Below are 20,902 nucleotides of genomic sequence, written 5' to 3' on the forward strand. Positions count from 1 at the left end.
TTCGCCTCATTTCGCAGTGCTGCCACAGCGAATTTCGGATTCGAAAAGGATGCTGGATCAATATGATTCTAGGGTGGTTTTGGTTCGCAGGTCCGCAAACAGGGCGTGCAGCATCATGATGCGGACTTACGAACCACCACACCAGGCGGTTTTGTGGCAATAGATTAGGCATAGGTCATTGACGAACCGCGTTTTCTTGCGGCAAACGGAGCACGAATTTTGACCCGGGATTTCCCGGGCTGTTCCCAAGGGGGCGACATGTTCGATTTGACTGGCAAGACCGCACTTGTCACCGGAGCGACTGGCGGCATCGGCGGCGCGATCGCGCGCGCGCTGCATGCGCAAGGTGCAACGGTTGCGATCTCGGGCACCCGGCGCGAGGCGCTCGACACGCTGGCGGGTGAACTGAAGAACCGTGTGCATGTGCTGCCGTGCAATCTGTCCGATATGGCAGAGGTCGAAGCACTGGTCCCGGCAGCCGAGAAGGCGATGGGACAACTCGACATCCTGGTCGCCAATGCGGGCATCACGCGCGACAACCTGTTCGTGCAGTTGCGCGATGAAGATTTCGACGATGTCATCCGGGTCAACCTGACCGCTACGTTTCGTCTCGCGCGTGCCGCCACCAAGCTGATGATGCGCAAGCGATTCGGGCGAATCATCGCGATCACGTCGGTCGTGGGCGTCACCGGCAATGCGGGGCAGGGTAACTATGCCGCCTCGAAAGCCGGATTGATCGGAATGATGAAATCAGTCGCCGCGGAATATGCGCGCCGCAATGTGACGGCCAATTGCATTGCACCCGGGTTCATCGCAACGCCGATGACGGACGTGCTGAACGAAAAGCAGCGCGAGGCGGTGCTTGGCAAGGTGCCCGCCGGGCGTCTCGGGACGCCGGACGACATTGCCGCCGCCGCCGTTTACCTTGCCTCCAATGAGGCGGCCTACGTGACGGGGCAGACCATCCACGTCAACGGCGGAATGGCCATGATTTAGACCCTGTTCCACAGGGTTTTTGTCAAGCGGAATGGCTGCTGGACGGTGGCCGGGGCTGTGTGGTCAAGTCCGGGGAAGTATGGTAACCGAACGGCAATCGGTTGGGGAAAACGCCATTGCAGGATCGCCAAACCCCGTATATTGCCGTTCCGGCGCCAGCCGCCGTTTTCGGTGACTTCGTCCATGTGGCGAAGGGACAGGGATGCGTGGTACGGACGGCACGAATTTGCATTTTTTCGCACCGCGAGGGGCTCGTATCGTTTTGCGGTCGAGTTTAATGGAACAAGCACGAGGTTAAACGATGAGTGAGATTGGCGAGCGAGTTAAGAAGATCGTGGTCGAGCACCTTGGTGTCGAACCCGAAAAGGTTGTCGACAATGCGAGCTTCATCGACGATCTCGGCGCCGACAGCCTCGATACGGTCGAACTCGTGATGGCGTTTGAAGAAGAATTCGGCTGCGAAATTCCAGACGACGCCGCCGAAACCATTCTCACCGTGGGCGACGCCACGAAGTTTCTCGAGAAGAACGCCAAGAGCTGACGCCAGCGCGCAGCCACAATGACACGCGGCGGGTTGTGATCGAACGACCCGCCGTCTTGCTGTCATGGTGGTGCCGACTGGCTGCTACGGACTGAGCCGGAGAGGAAAGTTATGCGGAGGGTTGTCGTCACGGGTCTGGGCATGGTTTCGCCGCTCGCCAATGGCGTCGAGCCAACCTGGAAACGCATCCTCAACGGCGAGAGCGGCGCAAGGCGCATTGAACATTTCGATGTCTCCGACCTGACCTGCCAGATCGCATGCGTGGTTCCGCGTGGCGACGGCAGCAACGGCACCTTCAATCCCGACGACTGGATGGAGCCGAAGGAGCAGCGCAAGGTCGACGATTTCATCATCTTCGCCATGGCCGCTGCGAGCCAGGCGCTTGACGACGCCAACTGGCATCCGGCGACGGAAGAAGACCGCTGCGCCACCGGCACCATGATCGGCTCCGGCATCGGCGGCATCGAGGGCATCGGTGAAGCCGCTGTGATCCTGAAGGAACGCGGGCCGCGCAAGCTGTCGCCGTTCTTCATTCCCGGCCGCCTGATCAATCTCGCGTCGGGCTATGTGTCGATCAAGCACGGCCTCAAGGGTCCGAACCATGCGGTGGTGACGGCCTGTTCGACCGGCGCGCACGCCATCGGCGACGCCAGCCGTCTGATCGCATTCGGCGATGCCGACGTGATGGTGGCGGGTGGCGCTGAGTCCGCAGTCAACCGCCTCGCCATGGGCGGCTTCTGCGCGCTCCGCGCGATGGCGACCAAATACAACGATAATCCGACCATCGCGTCGCGGCCCTATGACAAGGATCGCGATGGCTTCGTGATGGGCGAGGGTGCCGGCGTCGTGGTGCTCGAGGAATACGAGCACGCGAAAAAGCGTGGTGCGAAGATTTATGCCGAAATCGTCGGCTACGGTCTGACCGGCGATGCCTATCACATTACCGCTCCCGCCGAAGACGGCGACGGCGCATTCCGCTGCATGAGCGCGGCGATGAAGCGTGCCGGCGTGACGGCCTCCGACATCGACTATATCAACGCTCACGGAACCTCGACGCCGCTCGGCGACGAGATCGAGCTTGGCGCGGCGCAGCGGCTGCTCGGCAATGCGGCATCGAAAGTATCGATGTCGTCGACCAAGTCCTCGACCGGCCATTTGCTGGGTGCGGCGGGCGCGATCGAAGCGATCTTCTGCATTCTGGCGATTCGGGATAACGTCGCGCCGCCGACGATCAACCTCGACAATCCCTCCGTCGAGACCGCGATCGACCTGGTCCCGAATAAGGCAAGGCCCCGCGAAATCAACGTGGCCCTGTCGAATTCGTTTGGATTTGGCGGCACCAATGCGTCGCTGGTCGTCCGGCGGCTGGCGAACTAGAGCGTTTCAAGAGTTAATAGACTGACGGAACGGGCAAAACTGTCTTCAAGGTTTTGCCTCATTCGGACATAATTTCTCTCACGGGCGCGCGTATAACGCTGAACCGACACGCTAAACGCCGGCAAGATTTTAGGTTGCTCAATGAGTCAGAGACCCCCCATCGCGCCACGTAGTCCGCGTGCGGCGCTCGAGCCCGAGCAGGTGCCGCAGCCGCCAAAGCACTCGCAACGCGCCCGAAGTACGTTCGTTGTCGTCGGCAATGCCATCTTCACGTTTCTGATCGTCGCAATGCTGCTTGCTGGCGGCGCTTTTTTCTACGGCAAGAAAACGATCGAGGCCAAAGGCCCGCTCGCGGAAGACAAGGTCGTCAATATCCCGCCGCGTGCCGGCATGACCGACATTGGCGACATTCTTCAGCGCGCCGGCGTGATCTCCGCCGATCGCTGGACTTTCATTGGCAGCGTGCTGGCGATGAATGCGCGCTCCGGTCTCAAGTCCGGCGAGTATCTGTTCCAGAAGAACGCCAGCCTGCGCGATGTGATCAACACCATCGTCGATGGCAAGGTGGTTCAGCATGCCATCACGATTCCGGAAGGCCTGACGTCAGAGCAGATCGTTGCCCGGCTTCAGGACAACGACATTTTCTCGGGCTCGCTGAAAGAGCAGCCACGCGAAGGCACGCTGCTGCCCGACACCTATCATTTCCCGCGCGGTACGCAGCGCGATCAGGTGATCCATCGCATGCAGCAGGCGCAGAAGAAGGTCCTCGCGGAGGTCTGGGCGCGCCGCAATGTTGAGATTCCGGTTCGCACACCGGAACAGCTCGTGACGCTGGCGTCCATCGTGGAAAAGGAAACCGGCAGGGCAGACGAGCGCAGCCGCGTCGCCGCGGTGTTTACCAACCGCCTGCGCCAGCGCATCAAGCTGCAATCCGATCCGACCATCATCTATGGTCTGGTCGGCGGCAAGGGCACCCTCGGCCGGCCGATCAAGCGCAGCGAAATCCAGCAGCCGTCGCCCTACAATACCTATGTAATCGAGGGCCTGCCGCCGGGGCCGATCGCCAATCCCGGACGCGCTTCGCTCGAAGCCACCGCCAATCCCGCACGCACCCGTGACCTGTTCTTCGTCGCCGATGGCACCGGCGGTCATTCCTTCTCCGAGACTTACGATCAGCATCAGAAGGGTGTTGCGAAGCTGCGCGCGATGGAGCGCCAGCAGCAGAATGATACGGTGGATGCTGACGATCAGCCGCCGGTTGCCACGGTACCGGTGCCCGCAACAGGCGCGCCAGCCGCCGCGGCTCCCGCAAAGCCCGCCGGTGCGGCTCCCAAGGCCACGCCAAAGGCCGCTGCGCCAAAGGCATCCGCGCCTGCGAGCATCATGGCCAATGAGCCAGCGGCAGATGGCGCGGCCTCGCGCAAGCGCACCGCAAAACGCGCCCCGGCCGCGGCGCCCGCCGAGCCGGAGCCCGAAGAAGAGAAGACGCAGTAACACCGCTCTCGCTTGCGTGCGCTGCCGATTTCAGGGACAAGCTGACGGCTGATGCGAGCTGCTCTGGCGGCTTACCAGTTGAGTCGTTGAACCATAGTAACGGAGATACTTTCGCGATGGCGCTGTCGAGCATGACCGGCTTTGCGCGAAGCCACGGCACCAGCGGACCTTATGCGTTCGAATGGGAGTTGAAATCGGTCAACGCCAAGGGCTTTGACTTCCGGATGCGGTTGCCAGTCGGATGGGACGATATCGAGGCCGGGACTCGCAAGCGGGCCACCGAGCTTCTCTCGCGCGGCACTGTCTATGCCAACCTCACGGTGAAACGCACCGGTGCGGGATCAATTGTACGCATCAACGAGGACGTTCTCGCATCGATCCTGAAAGTGGCGAGCGAGATTTCCGCGCGGACCGATGCCGTCGCGCCGAGCGTCGACGGGTTGCTTGGAATCAAGGGCGTCATCGAAGTCGTTGAGCCTGAGAACGACGAGGCCGAAATGCAGGCCGCGCGCGCGGCCGTCTCGGCGTCGTTCGAGCAGGCGCTGCAAAGCCTGATCGATATGCGCAAACGTGAAGGCGTCGCGCTTGGCCAGATCCTTGCGCAACGCATGGACGAGATCGAAAGCCTCGCGAAACGGGCGGAAGCTGCTCCCGGTCGCAAGCCGGAGGCAGTCCGGGGACGGCTCGCCGAACAGGTCGCGGCCTTGCTCGAGACGTCGGATCGTTTCGACACTGACAGGCTCAATCAGGAGGCGATCCTGATCGCGGCGAAGGCGGACATCCGCGAAGAACTCGACCGCATCGTCTCGCACATCGCGCAGGCCCGCGAACTGCTCGGCAAGGGCGGCGCGGTGGGACGCCGTCTGGATTTCCTGGCGCAGGAGTTCAACCGCGAGGTCAACACCACCTGCTCGAAGTCGAACGATATCGAATTGACCAACACCGGGCTTGAGATGAAGGGCGTGGTCGAGCAGTTTCGCGAGCAGGTTCAGAATCTGGAGTAAGCGGTGATGGCGGCGGGGGGCACCTTGAGAGGCGGTGAGCGGCGCGGACTGATGTTCGTGCTGTCGTCGCCGTCGGGCGCGGGGAAATCCACGCTGGCGCGCATGCTGATCGAGAAGATGCCCGATCTGCGCATGTCGGTGTCGGTGACCACGCGCGCCAAACGTCCGGGCGAGACCGATGGCGAACACTACTACTTCATCGACAAGCCGAAGTTTGACGCCATGGTGAAGGGCAGGGAATTGCTCGAGCACGCAACCGTGTTCGACAATTCTTACGGCACGCCGCGTCAGCCGGTCGAGGACGCGCTATCCTCAGGGCAGGACGTGCTGTTCGATATTGACTGGCAGGGCACGCAGCAATTGCGCGAGAAGGCCCGCGCCGATGTCGTCAGCGTTTTTATCCTGCCGCCGTCCGCCGCCGATCTCGAAAAGCGGCTGCACACCCGCGCACAGGATTCCGATGAGGTGATCGCCGGGCGCATGAGCCGCGCCAGCCACGAACTGAGCCATTGGGCGGAATACGACTATGTCGTCACCAACAAAGAGCTGGACGAAGCGTATTCCCAGGTTGTGACCATTCTCAGGGCCGAACGGCTGAAGCGTGAACGCCAGACCGGACTGTCGGCCTTCGTGCGGGAATTGCAGAAGCAGCTCGAAAAGTAAGCGGCGGGTTTTCGCCCGCCGTTTCAAGCGTTGCGCCTTTTATGCGTTGAGCCTATGCCGCCGAACGCTTTGAAACACGCGCGAGCAACTCCTCGATTTCATCGGTGGTAACGTCCAGCATGCGCGGCTCGGGCAGGGTGTCTACGTAGTGCGGTGCCAGCGCCGGCGCCGGGTTGTCTTGCAGAATTGCGCGGCCGGATTCGCTCAGGTCCCAGATCTGACGGCGCTGACCATGGGTGCGTTCGTCTTCACGCGGCTTCGGCCGGAAGTACTTGAACAGCAGCGGGCCGACGATGGCGGCGAGCGCCAGCACGCAGACGAGGATGCTCAGCAAGACTCGGAGCGACAAGCCTTCGCTGTCCGCAGGCTGTGTAGCCTGTTGCGGCGATGCCGCCGGCGCAGTGGCCGTCGCTGGTGTCGGTGCAGCGGCTGTGGCAAGACGTTCGGCGGTCAGAACAGGAGCAGGCTGCGCAGGTGCCGGTGTTACAGCGGCGGGCTGATCGCTGGCGGAGGCCGGGGTGGTCGGTTCGGGCCAGCGCGTCGCGACATTCCAGCCTTGCTTGGGCGCAGCTTCAGGAGCCGGCTGGATCGCGGCCACCTGATTGTCGGCGCGGACGTCCGCGGCGGCAGGCGAAGGCATCGGCGGCCACGTTGTTTCCGCAAGCGACGGATCGTCGTCCGTTCCGGTGGTTAATTCGGCGCGTGCATTTGCGATCGATTTCTGAATGGGCTTTTTCGCAGTTTCCTGCTTCGGCGCAGGTGTGATCCTTGTCGGAGGCGGCGTATCCGCTTCGGCGGTGTCCGATGATGCCGGGGCCGGTGTTGCCGCCTTCGTCGTCTTGGCGACTTCGTCTGCGAGATACCAGCACTTGCGCTTGGTGCCTTTCTCGATGCGGTAATACCAATGTGCGCCCGCCGGCGTCGCGCCCTTCGGCGCCGAGAGACATTCGTTTTGGGCCGCGGGTTCCGCGGCGGGCGCCGCGTTTACCGACACCGATGTGCCAAGGGATGTGCCAAGGATTGAAACGCAGCCTGCGATGACGGCACAAGCAATTGCGGCGGTGCGGTTTGACATTCTGTCCCCCTTACGCAACACGGACCCATTCTCTCGTTGCGTTTTCAGCGACAAGTTGGGTCGGAATAGGCCGCAAATCCGGACAGGCTGGGGCAACATTCGGGCGCACGGGCAGGGTCCCTTTTGCTCAATTCTGGCTGGCATTCGGGAACCCGTATGGCGTAACGAGAGGCTGCCGCGCGCCGCGCTCAACAATCGAGGACATATCGTTGATCCCCTGGATCCTGCTGGATACCGCGCGAATCCCCGGCGGCGGCGAGCTTCGCCTGATGCGGCGCGGCGCCGAATTCTCCATCAAGCTCGGCCAGAACGAACTGATGAACAGCCGCCTGAGCGGCTCGGAAGAGGCGCTCGCCACGCTGACTTGCGAGAGGTTGCAGGGATGCAAGAAGCCGCGGCTCCTGATCGGCGGTCTCGGCATGGGTTTCACCTTGCGCGCGGCGTTGTCTGTGCTTGGCGCGGATGCGCGGATCGTCGTCGCCGAACTGGTGCCGGAGGTGGTGGCGTGGGCGCGCGGACCGATGGCGGAGGTGTTCGGCGACAGCCTAGCCGATCCGCGTGTGTCCGTCCGCGAGAAGGACATCGGCGCGCTGATACGTGCTGAGCGGGGAGCGTTCGACGCCATCCTGCTTGATGTCGACAACGGGCCCGAAGGGCTAAGCCGCGAAGCCAACGGCGCGCTCTACAACAAGAGCGGCCTTGCCGCCGCGCATGCGGCGCTGCGTCCCGGCGGTGTGCTCGCGGTGTGGTCGTCAGGCCCAGATCCGCGCTTCACCCAGCGGCTGAGCGCAGCCGGTTTCGATGTGGATGAAATCAAAACGCGCGCCAACGGCAAGCGTGGTGGCGCGCGTCATGTGATCTGGATTGCGATCCGGCTAAGCCTCTAAGGAGGAGCCTAGTTCGTCAGCATGATGCGGCCGACGACCTTGCCGGCGCGCAACTGGTCGATCCACTTCTGCACGTCGCCCATCGGCTCTTCCTTCATCGGCGTCGGCTTCACCTTGCCGGCGCGCGCGAGCGCCATCAGTTCCTCAGCCTCTGCAAGAGTGCCGGTCATGAAACCTTCGACCGTCATGCGCTTGTAGATCCATTGCACCATCGGCAGGTTGAAGTTGCCGCCCATCAGGCCCGACACCACGATCTTGCCGCCGCGCGCCACCACGGAGGTCGCAAACGCCATCGACTTCTCGTTGCCGGCGAAATCGACGATGCCGTCGAAGCCGCCGTCGGTTTCCTTGACAATGCGCTTGGCGATATCGGCTTCTGTCGGATCGTAAGCGGCCGAGGCGCCGTTCTTGAGCGCCGCATCGCGGGCCGATGCACTGAGATCGGCGACCGTGACCGGCTGCTTGAACATCGCCTGCGCGAGCGAGACGCCCATCATGCCGACGCCGCCGAGGCCGATCAGCAGCAGATTGCGCTGGCGCGGCCGATCGACCAGGCGCTTCAGTGCGCCGTAAGCGGTGATGCCCGAGCACATCAGCGTCGCCGCCGTATCGACCGGCACCTGGCCGTAGTCGATGAGATACTTCTGGTCGGGCACGAGGACGTGGCTGGCGAAGCCGCCGTCGATCGACACGCCGAGAAAGCGGTTGCGTGCGCAAAGGTTCTCGTCGCCGTTCTGGCAGTCGCGGCACTGGCCGCAGCCGATCCAGGGGAAGACTGCCATCTTCTTGCCGATCAGGGACTTGTCCGCGTCGGGGCCGACTTCGTCGACGACGCCGGCGATCTCGTGACCGAGGGTGAAGGGCAGGGTCATGCCGCGCGTGGTGTCGAGCTTCTTGCCGCCGCCGAGATCGGCGTAGCCGTCCTGGATGTGCAGGTCGGAATGGCACAGGCCACAGCGCTCGATGCGCACCAGAACTTCCCGGCCCTGGGGCTTCGGGGTCTCCACGATGGTTTCGCAGAGCGGAGCATCGAACTTGACGAGAGACTGGCGGCGCATCTGGGCCATTGGGCTTTCTCCGTTACACTGTTTTTGATTTTGCGGCTGTTATATCCGCCAATTCGCGGGCCATGGCAACAAAGCCGGACACCGGGATGGTCTCCGCGCGGCGGGTCGGATCGACACCGGCCGCGGCGGCAAGCAATGCCGGATCGGCATTCAGCGACTTGAGGCTTTGCCGCAGCATTTTCCGCCGCTGGCCGAAGGCGGCGGCAGCCACGCGCTCAAGCATGCGGCGGTCGCAGGGTTCCGGCGCCGCACGCGGGATCAGCCGCACCACGGACGACGTGACCTTGGGCGGCGGCACGAAGGCTCCGGGGGAGATGTCGAACAGGATCTTCGTCTCGGCGCGCCAGTTCGACAGCACGCCGAGCCGGCCGTAGGCCTCGTCATTTTCGCGGGCGACGATGCGCTCGGCGACCTCGCGCTGGAACATCAGCACCATCATGTCGTACCACGGCGGCCAGGGTTCGGCGCTGAGCCAGTCGATCAACAAGGCGGTCGCGATGTTGTAGGGCAGGTTGGCGACGATCTTCGCGCGTTCGCCATGGAGATGCGGCCGCGGATCGAATGTCGTCGCGTCTGCATTTACAATGGTCAGGCGGCCGGGATAGCGCTGCGCAATCTCTTCGAGTGCGGGAATGGCGCGCGCGTCGCGCTCCACAGCGATGACGCGCTTGACGTTCTGCGCGAGCAGGGCACGCGTCAGCCCGCCCGGGCCGGGGCCGATCTCAACAATGGTTGCGTCCTCGAGCGGAGCGGCCGCGCGCGCGATCCGCGATGTCAGGTTGAGATCGAGCAGGAAATTCTGGCCGAGCGATTTGCGCGCCGACAGTTCAAAGCGGCGGATGACGTCGCTGAGCGGCGGCAGATCGTCGATGGCGCTCATGCCTTCGATGCCGAGGCCATGCGCGCCGCGAGGCGCAGCGCCGCGATCAGGCTCGACGGATTGGCGCGGCCGGTGCCCGCGATGTCGAACGCGGTGCCGTGGTCCGGCGAAGTGCGGATGAACGGCAGTCCCAGCGTGACGTTGACGCCGTCGTCGAAGGCGATGGTCTTGATCGGGATCAGCGCCTGGTCGTGATACATGCAGATCGCGCAGTCGTAGGTCTTCCGCGCCGCCGCATGAAACATGGTGTCCGCGGGCAACGGGCCCCGGACGTCGATGCCGTCGGCGCGAAGCGCCGCAACCGCCGGCGCGATGATCGATTGGTCCTCGGTGCCGAGCGAGCCGTCCTCGCCGGCATGCGGATTGAGGCCGGAGACCGCGAGGCGGGGGCGGACGATGCCAAACCGGGCCTGCAAATCCGCCGCGACGATGCGCGCGGTCCTGACGATGAGATCGCTGGTCAGTTGCGTGATGGCATCGCGCAGTGGCAGGTGGATCGTCACCGGCACCACGGCAAGCTCGGGCGACCACAGCATCATCACCGGATGAGGCACCGAGCCGTTCACCGCAGCGGAGAGCTGCGCCAGGAATTCGGTGTGACCGGGATGTGAGAAGCCCGCCCGATAGAGCACGCTCTTGGCGATCGGATTGGTGACGACCGCGCTGGCGCGTCCGGCAATAACGTCGGCGACCGCGTGCCGGATCGATGCAATGGCCGCCGGTGCGCTGCTGTCGTCGGGCTGTCCGGGTTTTGCCGTCGCCGCCACGCGGGTCGTGACCACCGGAAGAGCATCTGCAAAAACGCCGGCGGCGTCTTCGGTGGTCGTGTCGGTGGTCGGAATGCTGACACCCAGCGTCCGGGCGCGGGCTGCGATGAAGGTGCTGTCGCCGATCAGATAGAACGCGGGAAGATCGAGTTCGCGCCGCTTCAGCCAAGCGGCGATAGCGATGTCAGGACCGATGCCTGCGGGTTCGCCGATCGTCAGCGCCAAAGCTTTGGTCATGGCCGCGGCGCCGCTGGTGAGCTCATTTGTTGCGCATCTCGATCATGGCGCCCTTGCGGACTTCCTCAAGATACGACTTGGACTTGGCTTCGTACTTCTGGTTGTAGATTTTCTCGCGCGCTTCGCGCTTGGCAGGCGTGTCGGCCTTGGTTGGCTTGCGGCTGCACAGCGCCACCATTTCCACTCCCTGTTTGGTGACTTCCGGCGGCGTCAGTTTGCCGATGGGCATCTTGTCGAGCAGTTCGCGCAGGTTCGGCGGAAGGTCCGCTGAGGTCTTGGTGAGTTGATCGCGGATCGCGGCATCGCGCATCGACCGGAACAGCTCCTGCGCTTCTTCGCAGGACTGGATGCGGTTGCGAAGCAACTCAGCCTCCTTGCGGCGCGCTTCGATGGCGGCGGGCGCGGAGCCGCGCGGCACAATCAGAACGATCGGGCGGACGAGATACTCGAAGCTTTCGCCTTCCGACTTGCTGCCGGACGTATCTATTCCGGCGAGATCCTTTTCCGGGACGAGGAAGCTGGACTGGAACCGGCCGCGCACCAGGTTGCCCCAGGTCATGTCGGCCTTGATACGGCCCTTGAGGGTTTCAGGGCGGATGCCGTGACCTTCGAGCGTTTTGTTGAGCTGCTCGGGATTCAGGCGCATGCGCGATGCCATGTTGCCGTATGCGCCGTCGATATCCGACGACGACATGTCGAGGCCGTACCGTTTGCCTTCCTTGATCTTGAGCTTGTCGTTGATCAATTCGTCGAGCGCTTCTTGCCGGGAGATTGCTTTCCGCGTCGTAAGCTGCGTGAGCTTGATGCGCTGGTCGATGTCGAAATTGGTAATGGGCTCGCCATTCACCATCGCTGCGACGGATTGCGCCATGACGCCGGAGCCAAAGCCCGACATGACGAGAACGGCAGCGGCGAGCGAAATTGTTCGTGCAGAGCGAAGAAAAACAGTCGCGATCATATTCAAACCCGTCTTCAAATCCCTCGTGGCGAAAGCTGGAGATTCCAGCGCGCGTTCGGCGAAATCAACCCCGAGTTTGCGGCGTTAATGCGCGCATCCGATGAACTCCCGGTGATTCCCGCGGCCTTGCGGGACACGTCTTGAAGCCTGCAATCGCCCGAGCCGCACAACTCCGCTACCGGGATACTACTGCGACGCGTTGAACGAACTGGTGCCGATGGTGCGCAGACCGATCTGAAGCATGATGCGATGATCGGTGACGGGGGTCGCGTAGCTCGTCGATGTGTAGGCGTAGTCCGTGATGTAGTTGGCTGCGATGATGAAGCAGTCGTCCACGTAACCTGCGCCCACGATGTACTGATTGACCGTCTGGTTCGTGATGTCGTAGCGCAATCCGCCCGACAGCATCCAGTTCGCGGCGATTTTGATCGACCCGGTTCCCACGATGCCTTCGCGGCGGTTGAGGAATCCGAGTTCAGGCTGCTTGTCGTAGTTACCGTAGAGCAGGCTTACCTGGAAACGATCGAAATTGGCCCGGCCTTCGAGCTCGAAGCGCCGCACAGCTCCCGTTGCCTCGTCGAGCCGGGTGCGGGCGATCAGGCTGTAGATCTTGTTCGGCTGATAAGCGATGCGGCCGACGTAATCGGAGCGGGCGGTTTCCAGGCCGCTGCTGATGCCGGTGTTGGTCAGGTCCTGCACGGCGAACGAGTTCAGCCCGAACAGTTGATAGGACTGCCCGAACAGGACGTTGACGAAGCCGCCGCGGTCGAATTGCGTGGTCGCCTGAACGCCGACATTGGCGCGGCCGCCACCTTCAACACGGTCGTAGCCGGAGAACTTGTCGACGCGGAACAGATTGCTGTCGTCGAACGTAAAGCTCTGCGCATCTTCGTTCGGAAGACGGCCGGCGCTCGGCTCATTGGGGCGGATAATCAACTGGCCGATCGGCTCGATCGTCGTGGTGCCCCACGGCTGCACGTTGATGAATGGATAGCGATACTCGAGGCCCACCGTCGGCATCAGGCGCGCGGTCTGCGTCGAGCCGACCGGCAGGTAGTTCGCGACTCCGGGCTGGTTGTCGATGTTGGCGCTGATCACGTCAGCGCGCAGCGAAGCGAACGGCGTGAAAATCTGGCCGATGGAGTCAGTGAAGGACCGGCGCCATTCCACCTCGCCCGTCAGCCTCGTGTAATCGCCGGGAACGCCGCGCAACAGGCAGTTCGAGGGTATCTTCTTTGTGGGGTCTGCCGACGTGGGCAGGCACCAGCCGCTGAGGAGCGCGGTGGGGCTGATCGGATCGAACGAAGCGCTCTGGCGGCTCAGGCTGGTGAAGTTCGCCTTGTAGCTGAATTCGCCGCCGAGAATGTTGCGGTTGAGCACGTTCGAATAGTCGATCACGGGATGAACGACCGGGATCTGGCTCTGCACATCGGCGGCCGAATAACCAAGGAAATGCATCACGCGCGCGTCGAAGTAACTGCGGTTACCGACGCCGGTGAGATAAATCTGCGACAGGCCCGTATCGGGTGTCAGCAGGAACGAGTTGAGCGCGTTCTTGTACGGGCCCAAGCCGTAATCGAAGAAGAAGGACTTGTCTGAGACCGCGACCGCGTCCCAGCCCCAGACCCATTTGTCGTTGAGTGCGAACTGGCCCTTGGTGTCGATACCGCCCCGGAACTCGCGGTCGCCGGGTTCGCCATTGAACTGCTTCTGATCGTCCTGCCGGATGCCGTAAGCACGGATTTCGTAAGCGCCATTGATGAGGCGCTGACGGAATTCGCCCTGCATCAGCAGGCCCTGCTTGGTGGTGTAGCGCGGGGATACGGTCAGGTCGTAGTCGGGTGCCAGCGCGAAGTAATACGGCACCTCGATGCCGACGCCGTAGCGCGTGCTCGATGAGTAGCTCGGAATCAGAAAGCCGCTCTTGCGCTTGACCGTCGGATCAGGCGTCGAGAAGAACGGCAGGTATGCAATTGGCTGGCCGAAGAACTCGAGGCGCGCGTCCTCGAAATACAGCATCTTCTCGGTCTGATTGTGGATGATGCGCGCGCCCTTGACCTGCCACAGCGGAGGCTTCTTCGGGTTGTCCTTACAGGCCGCGCAGGCGGTGTAGACGCCGTTCTGGAAAATCGTGATGTCGCCGTCCGTGCGGTCGGCGCGCGTCGCCGCCATGCGGGTCTGATCGGCAGTCTCCAGCCGCAGCGAATCGACAAAGCCGTCGCGATAGTCGTCGGACAGATCCAGCATGTTGGCGTAGGTGATCTTGCCGTCGACGTCCGTCAGCCTGACGTTGCCTTCGGCATGAAGGCGTTTTGTCTTCTGGTCGTAGATGACCTTGTCGGCTTCGAGCGTCGATCCGTTGTAGTAGATCTGAACACTGCCGACCGCCGCGACGCGCGAGTTATTATAGTCGTAGTTGACCTCGGTTGCCTGCACGAGCATCTGCCCGTTGCTGGTGTCCGGCCGCGCCTGCTTGGGTGGTTTCGGGGGAAGCTGGTTGTACCGGTAGGACTGGGCTACCGCTGGTGTCGCCACCATACCGGCAAGCCCGGCCGTCAGGCCAAGCCCCAGAAACACGGACATGAGCAGGCTTTGACGGCGCAAGCGAATGCGCCGCCTGAACGCAGGCGTCCGTCCTTGGAGGGCGGCGACAACGGCCACTACCCGTCCTCCTGGTACAGCAAAGCCAAAAATCCCGAGAGGCCGCCCACGCAAACGGGCAACCACGCGGCAGCGAGCGGATGCATCAACTCGGCCTTGCTTAAATCCTCAGTTACTTTCGACAGGACATAGAGCAGAAACCCTGCTGCAACGCCACTTAAAACCATCTTTTGCACGCCGCCGAAGCGGAAGAACCGCAGGCTTACGGCAGCCGCAAGCATCACCATTGCAGCCAATAAAAACGGGCGTGCGATGAGCTTGTGGTACTGCAGACGGTAACCGGCTGTGGCCTGTCCGGAGTTCTCGGACGATTTGATGTAGTCCGGGAGTTGCCAAAATGACACAGTTTCTGGGGTGGAGAAGCTGTTCCGAACCTGGGCCAGGGTGAGGGTGGTGGCGATCGTGAAGGTGTCCTGCTCGATCAGCGGGCTGTCGAGGGTGTAGCGGCGCACCTGCTTGAACACCCAGCGTCCGGGTTCAAGCGTGGCTTCCTTCGCCTCGATTCTCTCTCTGAAAATGCCGGAAGGGTCATACCTGAACACGGAGATGCCGGTCAGGAGCGCACCTTGCCCCTGGCTTCGGGCCGCGTTGATGACGCTCTGCCCCTCGCTCGTGGATTGGTTCAGCCAGAAGCCGGCACCGTCCTGAAGCGTTGGCGCGCCATCTGTGAATATCTTTCTTTCCATATCCTTGGCGCGTTCCAGCATCTCCGCGGATATCGGATTGTAGGCAACGGTTGCCAGCATCCCGAGCGCGAGTGCGCTGAGCAGCGCAGGCGTGGTGAACTGCCAGGCCGAGATGCCGGAGGCCCGCGCGACCACAAGTTCAAGCCGCCGCGACAGCGCGAGGAAAGAGACCATCGCGCCGATTAGAATGCAGAACGGCATCAGCTTTTCGAGTGAGAGCGGTACGCGATAAAACGCGGTCTGCGCGACGAACAGGCCCGATACATTTGCCAGGCCGCCAGCGCGGCGCATCAACTCGATATAATCGACGGTAATGATCAACACGAAGATCGCGGCGAACGTCGCGACCGATGCGATCACGAAACGCCCGGCGAAATAGCGTGCGAGGATTGTCGTCACCATGTGCGCAGCCGCCTTACGCCCACGCCTGCCGCCGGACAGACCGGGCGGTCGCGAAGAGCCAGGCAGACGACGGCGCTGTCGTCCGGTAAATAGTGATGTCGATCAAGCCCATCGGGCAGCAGTATCCCCAACTCCAGCCAGTTCTCGCTCCCGCGCCCAAAACCTTTCGCAAGGTCCCCCAAAGGGCACGGAATCGCATTTTCCGGCACATTCTTATTTCATAGCATCCCTTTGATTGGTCAACAAAATGGCCGACCTGAGGCCGCACCCCAAGTATAGTTAATAAAACATCAATCGTTGCTTTGGGGTGACTCTTGCGGCGGGCCTTCAGGCGTGCTTGCCCCGCGCTTGGCAGCACAGCCGAGAAAGCGTCATAGTGTGCCGCAGAGAATCCTGCCGGATTCTGGTCCCTTTGCCGCGCAAGCCGCGATTATCTGGAGGATTTTCTTATGACCGACGCCGTAAAGGTCGGCTTCGTACCGTTTTCCGCTGCCCCACGCGGCGTTCTGGTGGTCTTTTGCGACGACACGTTGAAATTCGGCCCGGCTACAAACAAGGCATTGGGGGCGGCAGCGAATGTCATCAAGCGTGCGGCCACAGCGAACCAGTTCAAGGCAAAGAATGGCGCCGTACTGGATATTCTGGCGCCCGAAGGCCTCAAGGCCGGACGCCTTGTTGTCGTCGGCGCCGGTAAGCCGGCGTCACTCAAGGACAGCGATTTCGTCAAGTTGGGCGGCAAGGTCGCTTCCAAGATCAGCGCCGGCACCGAGGCCGTGACGGTTCTCGCCGAACTGCCGACGGGCGCAATGAAAGGATCGCAGGCTGCGCTGATCGCATCCGGCGTCCGGCTGCGCGCCTATCGGTTCAATCGCTACAAGACCAAGAAGAAGGACGGCGACAACGCACCGCTACGCGCGCAGTTCTCGATCGCAGTGGCCGACGTCGCCGCCGCTCGCAAGGCCTTCGCACCCGAGAATCATGTCGTGGACGGCGTGCTGATTGCGCGCGAACTCGTCAACGAACCGCCGAACGTGCTTTTCCCCGCCGAATTCGCGCGGCGTGCAACGCAACTGCGCAGACTCGGTGTCAAGGTCGATGTTCTCGACGTCAGGGCGATGACGAAATTGGGCATGGGCGCGCTGCTCGGCGTTTCGCAAGGCTCTGAGCACGACGGACGCACCGTCATCATGCGCTGGAACGGCGGCAAGCCCGGCGAGGCGCCGATTGCCTTCGTCGGCAAAGGCGTGTGCTTCGATACCGGCGGCATTTCCATCAAGCCGGCCGGCAGCATGGAAGACATGAAGGGCGATATGGGCGGCGCAGCCTGCGTCGTTGGCTTGATGCATGCGCTGGCCGCGCGCAAGGCAAAAGTCAATGTGGTCGGCGCGATCGGTCTCGTTGAAAACATGCCGGACGGCAACGCGCAGCGTCCCGGCGATATCGTGACGTCGATGTCGGGGCAGACCATCGAGATCATCAACACCGACGCCGAAGGCCGCCTCGTGCTGGCCGACGTACTCTGGTACGTCGCGAAAAAGCACAAGCCGAAATTCATGGTCGATCTTGCAACGCTGACTGGCGCGATCATGGTCGCACTCGGCGTCGACTATGCAGGCATGTTCTCGAACGACGATAAACTCGCGGAACGCCTGACAGCCGCGGGGCAGGAGACCGGCGAGCGCGTCTGGCGCATGCCGCTCGGCCCGGAATACGACAAGCAGATCGATTCGCAGTTTGCCGATATGAAAAATACCGGCGGCCGCAACGGCGGTTCGATCACCGCGGCGCAGTTCCTGCAGCGCTTTGTTGACGACACGCCGTGGGCGCATCTCGATATTGCCGGCACGGCGATGGGGGCTCCTGCGTCGGATCTGAATCGCAGCTGGGGATCGGGTTACGGCGTGCGCCTGCTGAACCGGCTGGTCGCGGACAACTACGAGACGAAGCGATAACGTACCAACCGGGGCGATGCATCGTGCATCGCCCCAACCTGCGATCGGTACACCGCGCGATGACGGAAATCCTGTTCTATCATTTGCAAGATACGACACTCGAGAAGGTGTTGCCGCCGCTGCTTGAGAAATCCGTCGAGCGGGGATGGCGCGTTGCGGTTCAGACCGGGTCGGAAGAGCGCGCCGAATCGCTCGACGCGCATCTGTGGACGTATCGCGAGGATTCGTTTTTGCCTCATGGTACCTGGCGCGACAGCGATGCGATGAGCCAGCCGATCGTTCTGACCATGGACGACGGTAATCCCAACAATGCCAATGTCAGATTTATCGTCGATACCGCGGGTCTGCCCAGGGATTGCGCGACATACGATCGCATCGTTTTTGTCTTCAACGGCGACGATGACGAGGCGCTTGGCGCCGCCCGCGCGGCCTGGACCGACGGCAAATCGCGCGGGCTCGATTTGACATACTGGCAGACCGACGAGCGCGGCAGATGGCAGAAGCGCGCGTAGATGCGTGATCCCGATAAACGGCCCGCCGTTAATGTTATAGTCTTTTTTCGTTGACCTGACCGGCGCTTAGCCACCATGGTGCCGCAAAGGGATGGTGGAAGGCCACATAGGCGCAGTTATGGGCAAGGTGTTCCATTCTTGCCGCGAAAAGACGCGCAAATGATTGTTTAGGCATTTGCTCTAAGACATATCCTGGTTCCCGAACGCGCATGAAAAAGCGCTGAAGTTGGTGTGAGAACGAATTTGAGCGTCCTGCGTAAAAGCATCCATACAAGACCGTTGGTGGCCCTTGTGATCCTGGCCCCCATGGTGACTGGCTGCGGCGGAGTCGGGGCGCTGTCCGATTTTTCGCTCAAGGACCAGGAATGGTTCGCTCGTCCGGGCAAGATTTTCAAAGGTAACAGCACCATCGAGACGCCGCCGCTGAGCGTGTCGAAAGAGGTGACGCCGAACGATCTCATCAGCTCCGACGGTCAATGTCCCGGCATGCCGGCACAGGGTGCGCCAGCCGACGCCAATGCATCCGAAGGCCAGGTTTCCGTGGCCCCGGTCGCGCTGGGCCATACTGAATGCGACGTCGCGCGCGCGATTGCTGTCGCGCCCGACAACGTGAACCTGTCGAACAATGAACGGGGCGACCGCGTTGCGCTCATTACATGGCGGACCGGACCGCGTCCCGGAGCCTATACCTTCACGTCGGGCCGGTTGACGTCGATCGAGCGGGTCGATGTGCCGCCGCCGGAAAAGCCCGCGCGCGGCGCGAAGAAGAAGCGCTCCTGATCCTTCAGCCCGTTGCTTCGTCGTAAGACGAGCTTGCCTCAAGCCATTCATCCTCGGCGCGTTGCAGCGCGTCCGCCGCACTTGCGCGAGCCTTGGTGAGTTGCGCCGCCTGCCTGGGATCGCGCTTGAACAGGTCGGGCAAGGCGAGGGCAGCGTCGATCTTCTCGATGATGCCGCTGATCCGCGTGATTTCGCTTTCCGCGTTTGAAATCTTCTGCTTGAGCGGTACGCGCTTTTCGGACTTCGCGCGGGCCGGCTTGCCGTTGCCGCGTTCATTGCCCGCACGGTCACGGCTGGAAGCCCGCATGCCGCGTGAGGTCAGCACCGATCGGCGATAGTCGTCGAGATCGCCGTCATACGGCGTGACGGCGCGGTCCGCCACCACCCACAACTGATCCGCGCACGCCTCGATCAGATAACGGTCATGCGAGACCATGATGATAGCGCCGGGGAAATCGTTGATCGCTTCCGCGAGTGCGGCGCGGCTGTCGATGTCCAGATGGTTGGTCGGTTCGTCGAGAATGATCATGTTCGGGCCGTAGAATGTCGCAAGCCCGAGCAGCAGCCGCGCTTTCTCGCCGCCGGACAGCGAACTGACCTTGGTGTCGCCGGCCTTGCCGGAAAACCCGATGGCGCCAGTGCGCGCGCGCACTTTGGTCTCTGTGTCGTTCGGCATCAGCCGCCGCAGATGATCGTAAGCTGAGCCGTCGAGATCGAGTTCGTCGGTCTGGTGCTGCGCGAAGTATCCGACCGAAAGATTCGCGGCGCGCACGACCTTGCCGGAGAACGGCGGCAGCTTGCCGGCGAGCAATTTCACCAGCGTCGACTTGCCGTTGCCGTTGGAGCCGAGCAGGGCGATGCGGTCGTCGTTGTCGATGCGCAATGTGACGTTGTTGAGTACAGGCTTTGCCGGGTCATATCCGACCGACACGCCGTCCACAGCGATAATGGGCGGCGAGAGAATTTTGTCCGGAGACGGAAACGTGATCTCGCGAACGTCCTGCGTCACGAGAGCTGTGACCGGCTTCATTCGTTCCAGCATCTTGACGCGCGACTGCGCCTGCTTGGCCTTCGAGGCCTTGGCCTTGAAGCGATCGACAAACGCCTGCAATCGCTTGCGTTCGTCCATCTGCTTCTTGGCGTGCTTGGCATCGAGCATTTCGCGCGTGGCGCGCTGCTCCTCGAATGACGAGTAGGTGCCCTTGTAGAGCGTGAGCTTGCCGCGATCGAGATGAAGAATCTGATCCACCGACGTATCGAGCAGATCGCGGTCATGGCTGATGACGATCACTGTGCGCGGATAGTTCGCAAGATGATCCTCGAGCCAGAGTGTGCCTTCGAGATCGAGATAGTTGGTCGGCTCGTCGAGCAGCAGCAGGTCGGGTGCCGCGAACAGCGTCGCCGCCAGCGCCACGCGCATGCGCCAGCCGCCGGAGAATTCCGAGCAGGACCGGGCCTGATCGGCGGTGGAGAAGCCGAGGCCCGAGAGAATGGCGGCGGCGCGAGCCGGCGCGGAATGGGCGTCGATGTCGACAAGCCGCGTCTGGATATCGGCGATGCGGTGCGGGTCGTGCGCGGTTTCTGCCTCATGCAGCAATGCGGCGCGTTCCAGATCGGCCTTCAGCACGACATCGATCAGGCTTTCCGGACCATCGGGGGCTTCCTGCGCAAGGCTGCCGACGCGCCAGCGCGGCGGAATCGCAATCGATCCGGCTTCAAGCGGCAACTCGCCACGAATGGCATGGAACAGCGTTGATTTGCCGACGCCATTGCGGCCGACAAAGCCGACGCGCGCACCGGGTACGATCTGCACCGTGCTTTGGTCGATCAGCAGGCGTCCGGCGATCCGAACGGAAATGTCCTTGATGGAGAGCATGGCGGGCTTTTACGGAACAGGCCGCCGAACGCAACAGCTTTGTCTGGGCAATTTGTGACGGATCGCGGCGCTTTCGGCGAGCGCGAT

At 62.4% G+C, this 20,902-nt stretch carries 18 protein-coding genes; 10 read left to right on the forward strand and 8 right to left on the reverse strand.

Features of this window, described 5'->3' with window-relative positions; translation table 11 throughout:
- The first annotated feature begins 258 nt into the window (after positions 1-258).
- The 6 genes from fabG to gmk all read left to right on the forward strand — a co-directional run bounded on the left by fabG (position 259) and on the right by gmk (position 6,075).
- A complete protein-coding gene (gene fabG, locus AC1Q6J_RS12940; protein WP_492279682.1) occupies positions 259-996 on the forward strand; it encodes a 3-oxoacyl-[acyl-carrier-protein] reductase in 738 nt (245 codons plus the stop codon).
- Positions 997-1,297: 301 nt separating this feature from the next.
- Positions 1,298-1,537, forward strand: a complete 240-nt coding sequence (locus AC1Q6J_RS12945; RefSeq protein WP_006610957.1) for an acyl carrier protein — start codon at positions 1,298-1,300, stop codon at positions 1,535-1,537.
- A gap of 111 nt (positions 1,538-1,648) precedes the next feature.
- Positions 1,649-2,914: a beta-ketoacyl-ACP synthase II gene (gene fabF / locus AC1Q6J_RS12950; protein ID WP_492279683.1), complete on the forward strand. Its 1,266-nt coding sequence runs from the start codon at positions 1,649-1,651 to the stop codon at positions 2,912-2,914.
- Between the two features lie 141 nt (positions 2,915-3,055).
- Complete coding sequence (gene mltG, locus AC1Q6J_RS12955; protein ID WP_492279684.1) at positions 3,056-4,408, forward strand: endolytic transglycosylase MltG; 1,353 nt, start codon at positions 3,056-3,058, stop codon at positions 4,406-4,408.
- Between the two features lie 116 nt (positions 4,409-4,524).
- The gene (locus tag AC1Q6J_RS12960; RefSeq protein WP_492279685.1) at positions 4,525-5,412 is read left to right on the forward strand and encodes a YicC/YloC family endoribonuclease; all 888 of its coding nucleotides are present in this window, start codon (positions 4,525-4,527) and stop codon (positions 5,410-5,412) included.
- Positions 5,413-5,418: 6 nt separating this feature from the next.
- Positions 5,419-6,075, forward strand: coding sequence for a guanylate kinase (gmk, locus tag AC1Q6J_RS12965; protein ID WP_492279757.1), 657 nt, complete (start codon positions 5,419-5,421; stop codon positions 6,073-6,075).
- Between the two features lie 52 nt (positions 6,076-6,127).
- On the opposite strand, the gene AC1Q6J_RS12970 is transcribed toward gmk, so the two are convergent.
- Positions 6,128-7,150, reverse strand: coding sequence for a hypothetical protein (locus AC1Q6J_RS12970; protein WP_492279686.1), 1,023 nt, complete (start codon positions 7,148-7,150; stop codon positions 6,128-6,130).
- Between the two features lie 209 nt (positions 7,151-7,359).
- Between AC1Q6J_RS12970 and AC1Q6J_RS12975 the strand changes: the two genes are divergently transcribed.
- Positions 7,360-8,037 carry a spermidine synthase gene (locus tag AC1Q6J_RS12975; protein ID WP_492279687.1) on the forward strand — a complete coding sequence of 226 codons (678 nt, stop codon included), beginning with the start codon at positions 7,360-7,362 and terminating at the stop codon, positions 8,035-8,037.
- Positions 8,038-8,045: 8 nt separating this feature from the next.
- Here AC1Q6J_RS12975 and AC1Q6J_RS12980 read toward each other — a convergent pair whose 3' ends face one another.
- From AC1Q6J_RS12980 to lptG, 6 genes are all read right to left on the reverse strand, one after another.
- The gene (locus AC1Q6J_RS12980) at positions 8,046-9,104 is read right to left on the reverse strand and encodes an alcohol dehydrogenase (protein ID WP_492279688.1); all 1,059 of its coding nucleotides are present in this window, start codon (positions 9,102-9,104) and stop codon (positions 8,046-8,048) included.
- Between the two features lie 13 nt (positions 9,105-9,117).
- Positions 9,118-9,984 (reverse strand): 16S rRNA (adenine(1518)-N(6)/adenine(1519)-N(6))-dimethyltransferase RsmA, encoded by an 867-nt coding sequence (gene rsmA / locus AC1Q6J_RS12985; RefSeq protein WP_492279689.1) that lies wholly within the window; start codon positions 9,982-9,984, stop codon positions 9,118-9,120.
- Entirely contained in the window at positions 9,981-10,988 is a 1,008-nt protein-coding gene (gene pdxA, locus AC1Q6J_RS12990; protein ID WP_492279690.1) for a 4-hydroxythreonine-4-phosphate dehydrogenase PdxA, read from the reverse strand. The genes rsmA and pdxA overlap by 4 nt, the downstream gene beginning before the upstream one ends.
- Before the next feature lie 22 nt (positions 10,989-11,010).
- A complete protein-coding gene (locus AC1Q6J_RS12995) occupies positions 11,011-11,946 on the reverse strand; it encodes a peptidylprolyl isomerase (RefSeq protein WP_492279691.1) in 936 nt (311 codons plus the stop codon).
- A 186-nt stretch (positions 11,947-12,132) separates the two neighbouring features.
- A complete protein-coding gene (locus tag AC1Q6J_RS13000) occupies positions 12,133-14,607 on the reverse strand; it encodes an LPS-assembly protein LptD (protein ID WP_492279692.1) in 2,475 nt (824 codons plus the stop codon).
- Entirely contained in the window at positions 14,607-15,695 is a 1,089-nt protein-coding gene (lptG, locus tag AC1Q6J_RS13005; protein WP_492279693.1) for an LPS export ABC transporter permease LptG, read from the reverse strand. The genes AC1Q6J_RS13000 and lptG overlap by 1 nt, the downstream gene beginning before the upstream one ends.
- A 449-nt stretch (positions 15,696-16,144) precedes the next feature.
- Between lptG and AC1Q6J_RS13010 the strand changes: the two genes are divergently transcribed.
- The 3 genes from AC1Q6J_RS13010 (at position 16,145) to AC1Q6J_RS13020 (ending at position 18,939) form a co-directional block, all read left to right on the forward strand.
- On the forward strand, positions 16,145-17,647 hold the full coding sequence (locus AC1Q6J_RS13010; protein WP_492279694.1) for a leucyl aminopeptidase: 1,503 nt from the start codon (positions 16,145-16,147) through the stop codon (positions 17,645-17,647).
- Positions 17,648-17,706: 59 nt separating this feature from the next.
- Positions 17,707-18,159: a DNA polymerase III subunit chi gene (locus tag AC1Q6J_RS13015; protein ID WP_492279758.1), complete on the forward strand. Its 453-nt coding sequence runs from the start codon at positions 17,707-17,709 to the stop codon at positions 18,157-18,159.
- Between the two features lie 243 nt (positions 18,160-18,402).
- A complete protein-coding gene (locus tag AC1Q6J_RS13020) occupies positions 18,403-18,939 on the forward strand; it encodes a hypothetical protein (protein ID WP_492279695.1) in 537 nt (178 codons plus the stop codon).
- Between the two features lie 4 nt (positions 18,940-18,943).
- Here AC1Q6J_RS13020 and AC1Q6J_RS13025 read toward each other — a convergent pair whose 3' ends face one another.
- A complete protein-coding gene (locus AC1Q6J_RS13025; protein WP_492279696.1) occupies positions 18,944-20,815 on the reverse strand; it encodes an ABC-F family ATP-binding cassette domain-containing protein in 1,872 nt (623 codons plus the stop codon).
- Positions 20,816-20,902: the final 87 nt, after the last annotated feature.

Source organism: Afipia sp. MLSD5-FHT05B12 (assembly GCF_058793355.1).

What these genes read in the sequence shown, in the direction of transcription:
- pdxA (WP_492279690.1), bottom strand. Translation starts at nt 10,988, where the DNA reads ATGACCAAAGCTTTGGCGCTGACGATCGGCGAACCCGCAGGCATCGGT.
- AC1Q6J_RS12995 (WP_492279691.1), bottom strand. Translation starts at nt 11,946, where the DNA reads ATGATCGCGACTGTTTTTCTTCGCTCTGCACGAACAATTTCGCTCGCC.
- fabG (WP_492279682.1), top strand. Translation starts at nt 259, where the DNA reads ATGTTCGATTTGACTGGCAAGACCGCACTTGTCACCGGAGCGACTGGC.
- AC1Q6J_RS12970 (WP_492279686.1), bottom strand. Translation starts at nt 7,150, where the DNA reads ATGTCAAACCGCACCGCCGCAATTGCTTGTGCCGTCATCGCAGGCTGC.
- lptG (WP_492279693.1), bottom strand. Translation starts at nt 15,695, where the DNA reads ATGGTGACGACAATCCTCGCACGCTATTTCGCCGGGCGTTTCGTGATC.
- AC1Q6J_RS13010 (WP_492279694.1), top strand. Translation starts at nt 16,145, where the DNA reads ATGACCGACGCCGTAAAGGTCGGCTTCGTACCGTTTTCCGCTGCCCCA.
- rsmA (WP_492279689.1), bottom strand. Translation starts at nt 9,984, where the DNA reads ATGAGCGCCATCGACGATCTGCCGCCGCTCAGCGACGTCATCCGCCGC.
- AC1Q6J_RS12980 (WP_492279688.1), bottom strand. Translation starts at nt 9,104, where the DNA reads ATGGCCCAGATGCGCCGCCAGTCTCTCGTCAAGTTCGATGCTCCGCTC.
- AC1Q6J_RS13025 (WP_492279696.1), bottom strand. Translation starts at nt 20,815, where the DNA reads ATGCTCTCCATCAAGGACATTTCCGTTCGGATCGCCGGACGCCTGCTG.
- AC1Q6J_RS12945 (WP_006610957.1), top strand. Translation starts at nt 1,298, where the DNA reads ATGAGTGAGATTGGCGAGCGAGTTAAGAAGATCGTGGTCGAGCACCTT.
- AC1Q6J_RS13015 (WP_492279758.1), top strand. Translation starts at nt 17,707, where the DNA reads ATGACGGAAATCCTGTTCTATCATTTGCAAGATACGACACTCGAGAAG.
- AC1Q6J_RS12960 (WP_492279685.1), top strand. Translation starts at nt 4,525, where the DNA reads ATGGCGCTGTCGAGCATGACCGGCTTTGCGCGAAGCCACGGCACCAGC.
- fabF (WP_492279683.1), top strand. Translation starts at nt 1,649, where the DNA reads ATGCGGAGGGTTGTCGTCACGGGTCTGGGCATGGTTTCGCCGCTCGCC.
- gmk (WP_492279757.1), top strand. Translation starts at nt 5,419, where the DNA reads ATGGCGGCGGGGGGCACCTTGAGAGGCGGTGAGCGGCGCGGACTGATG.
- mltG (WP_492279684.1), top strand. Translation starts at nt 3,056, where the DNA reads ATGAGTCAGAGACCCCCCATCGCGCCACGTAGTCCGCGTGCGGCGCTC.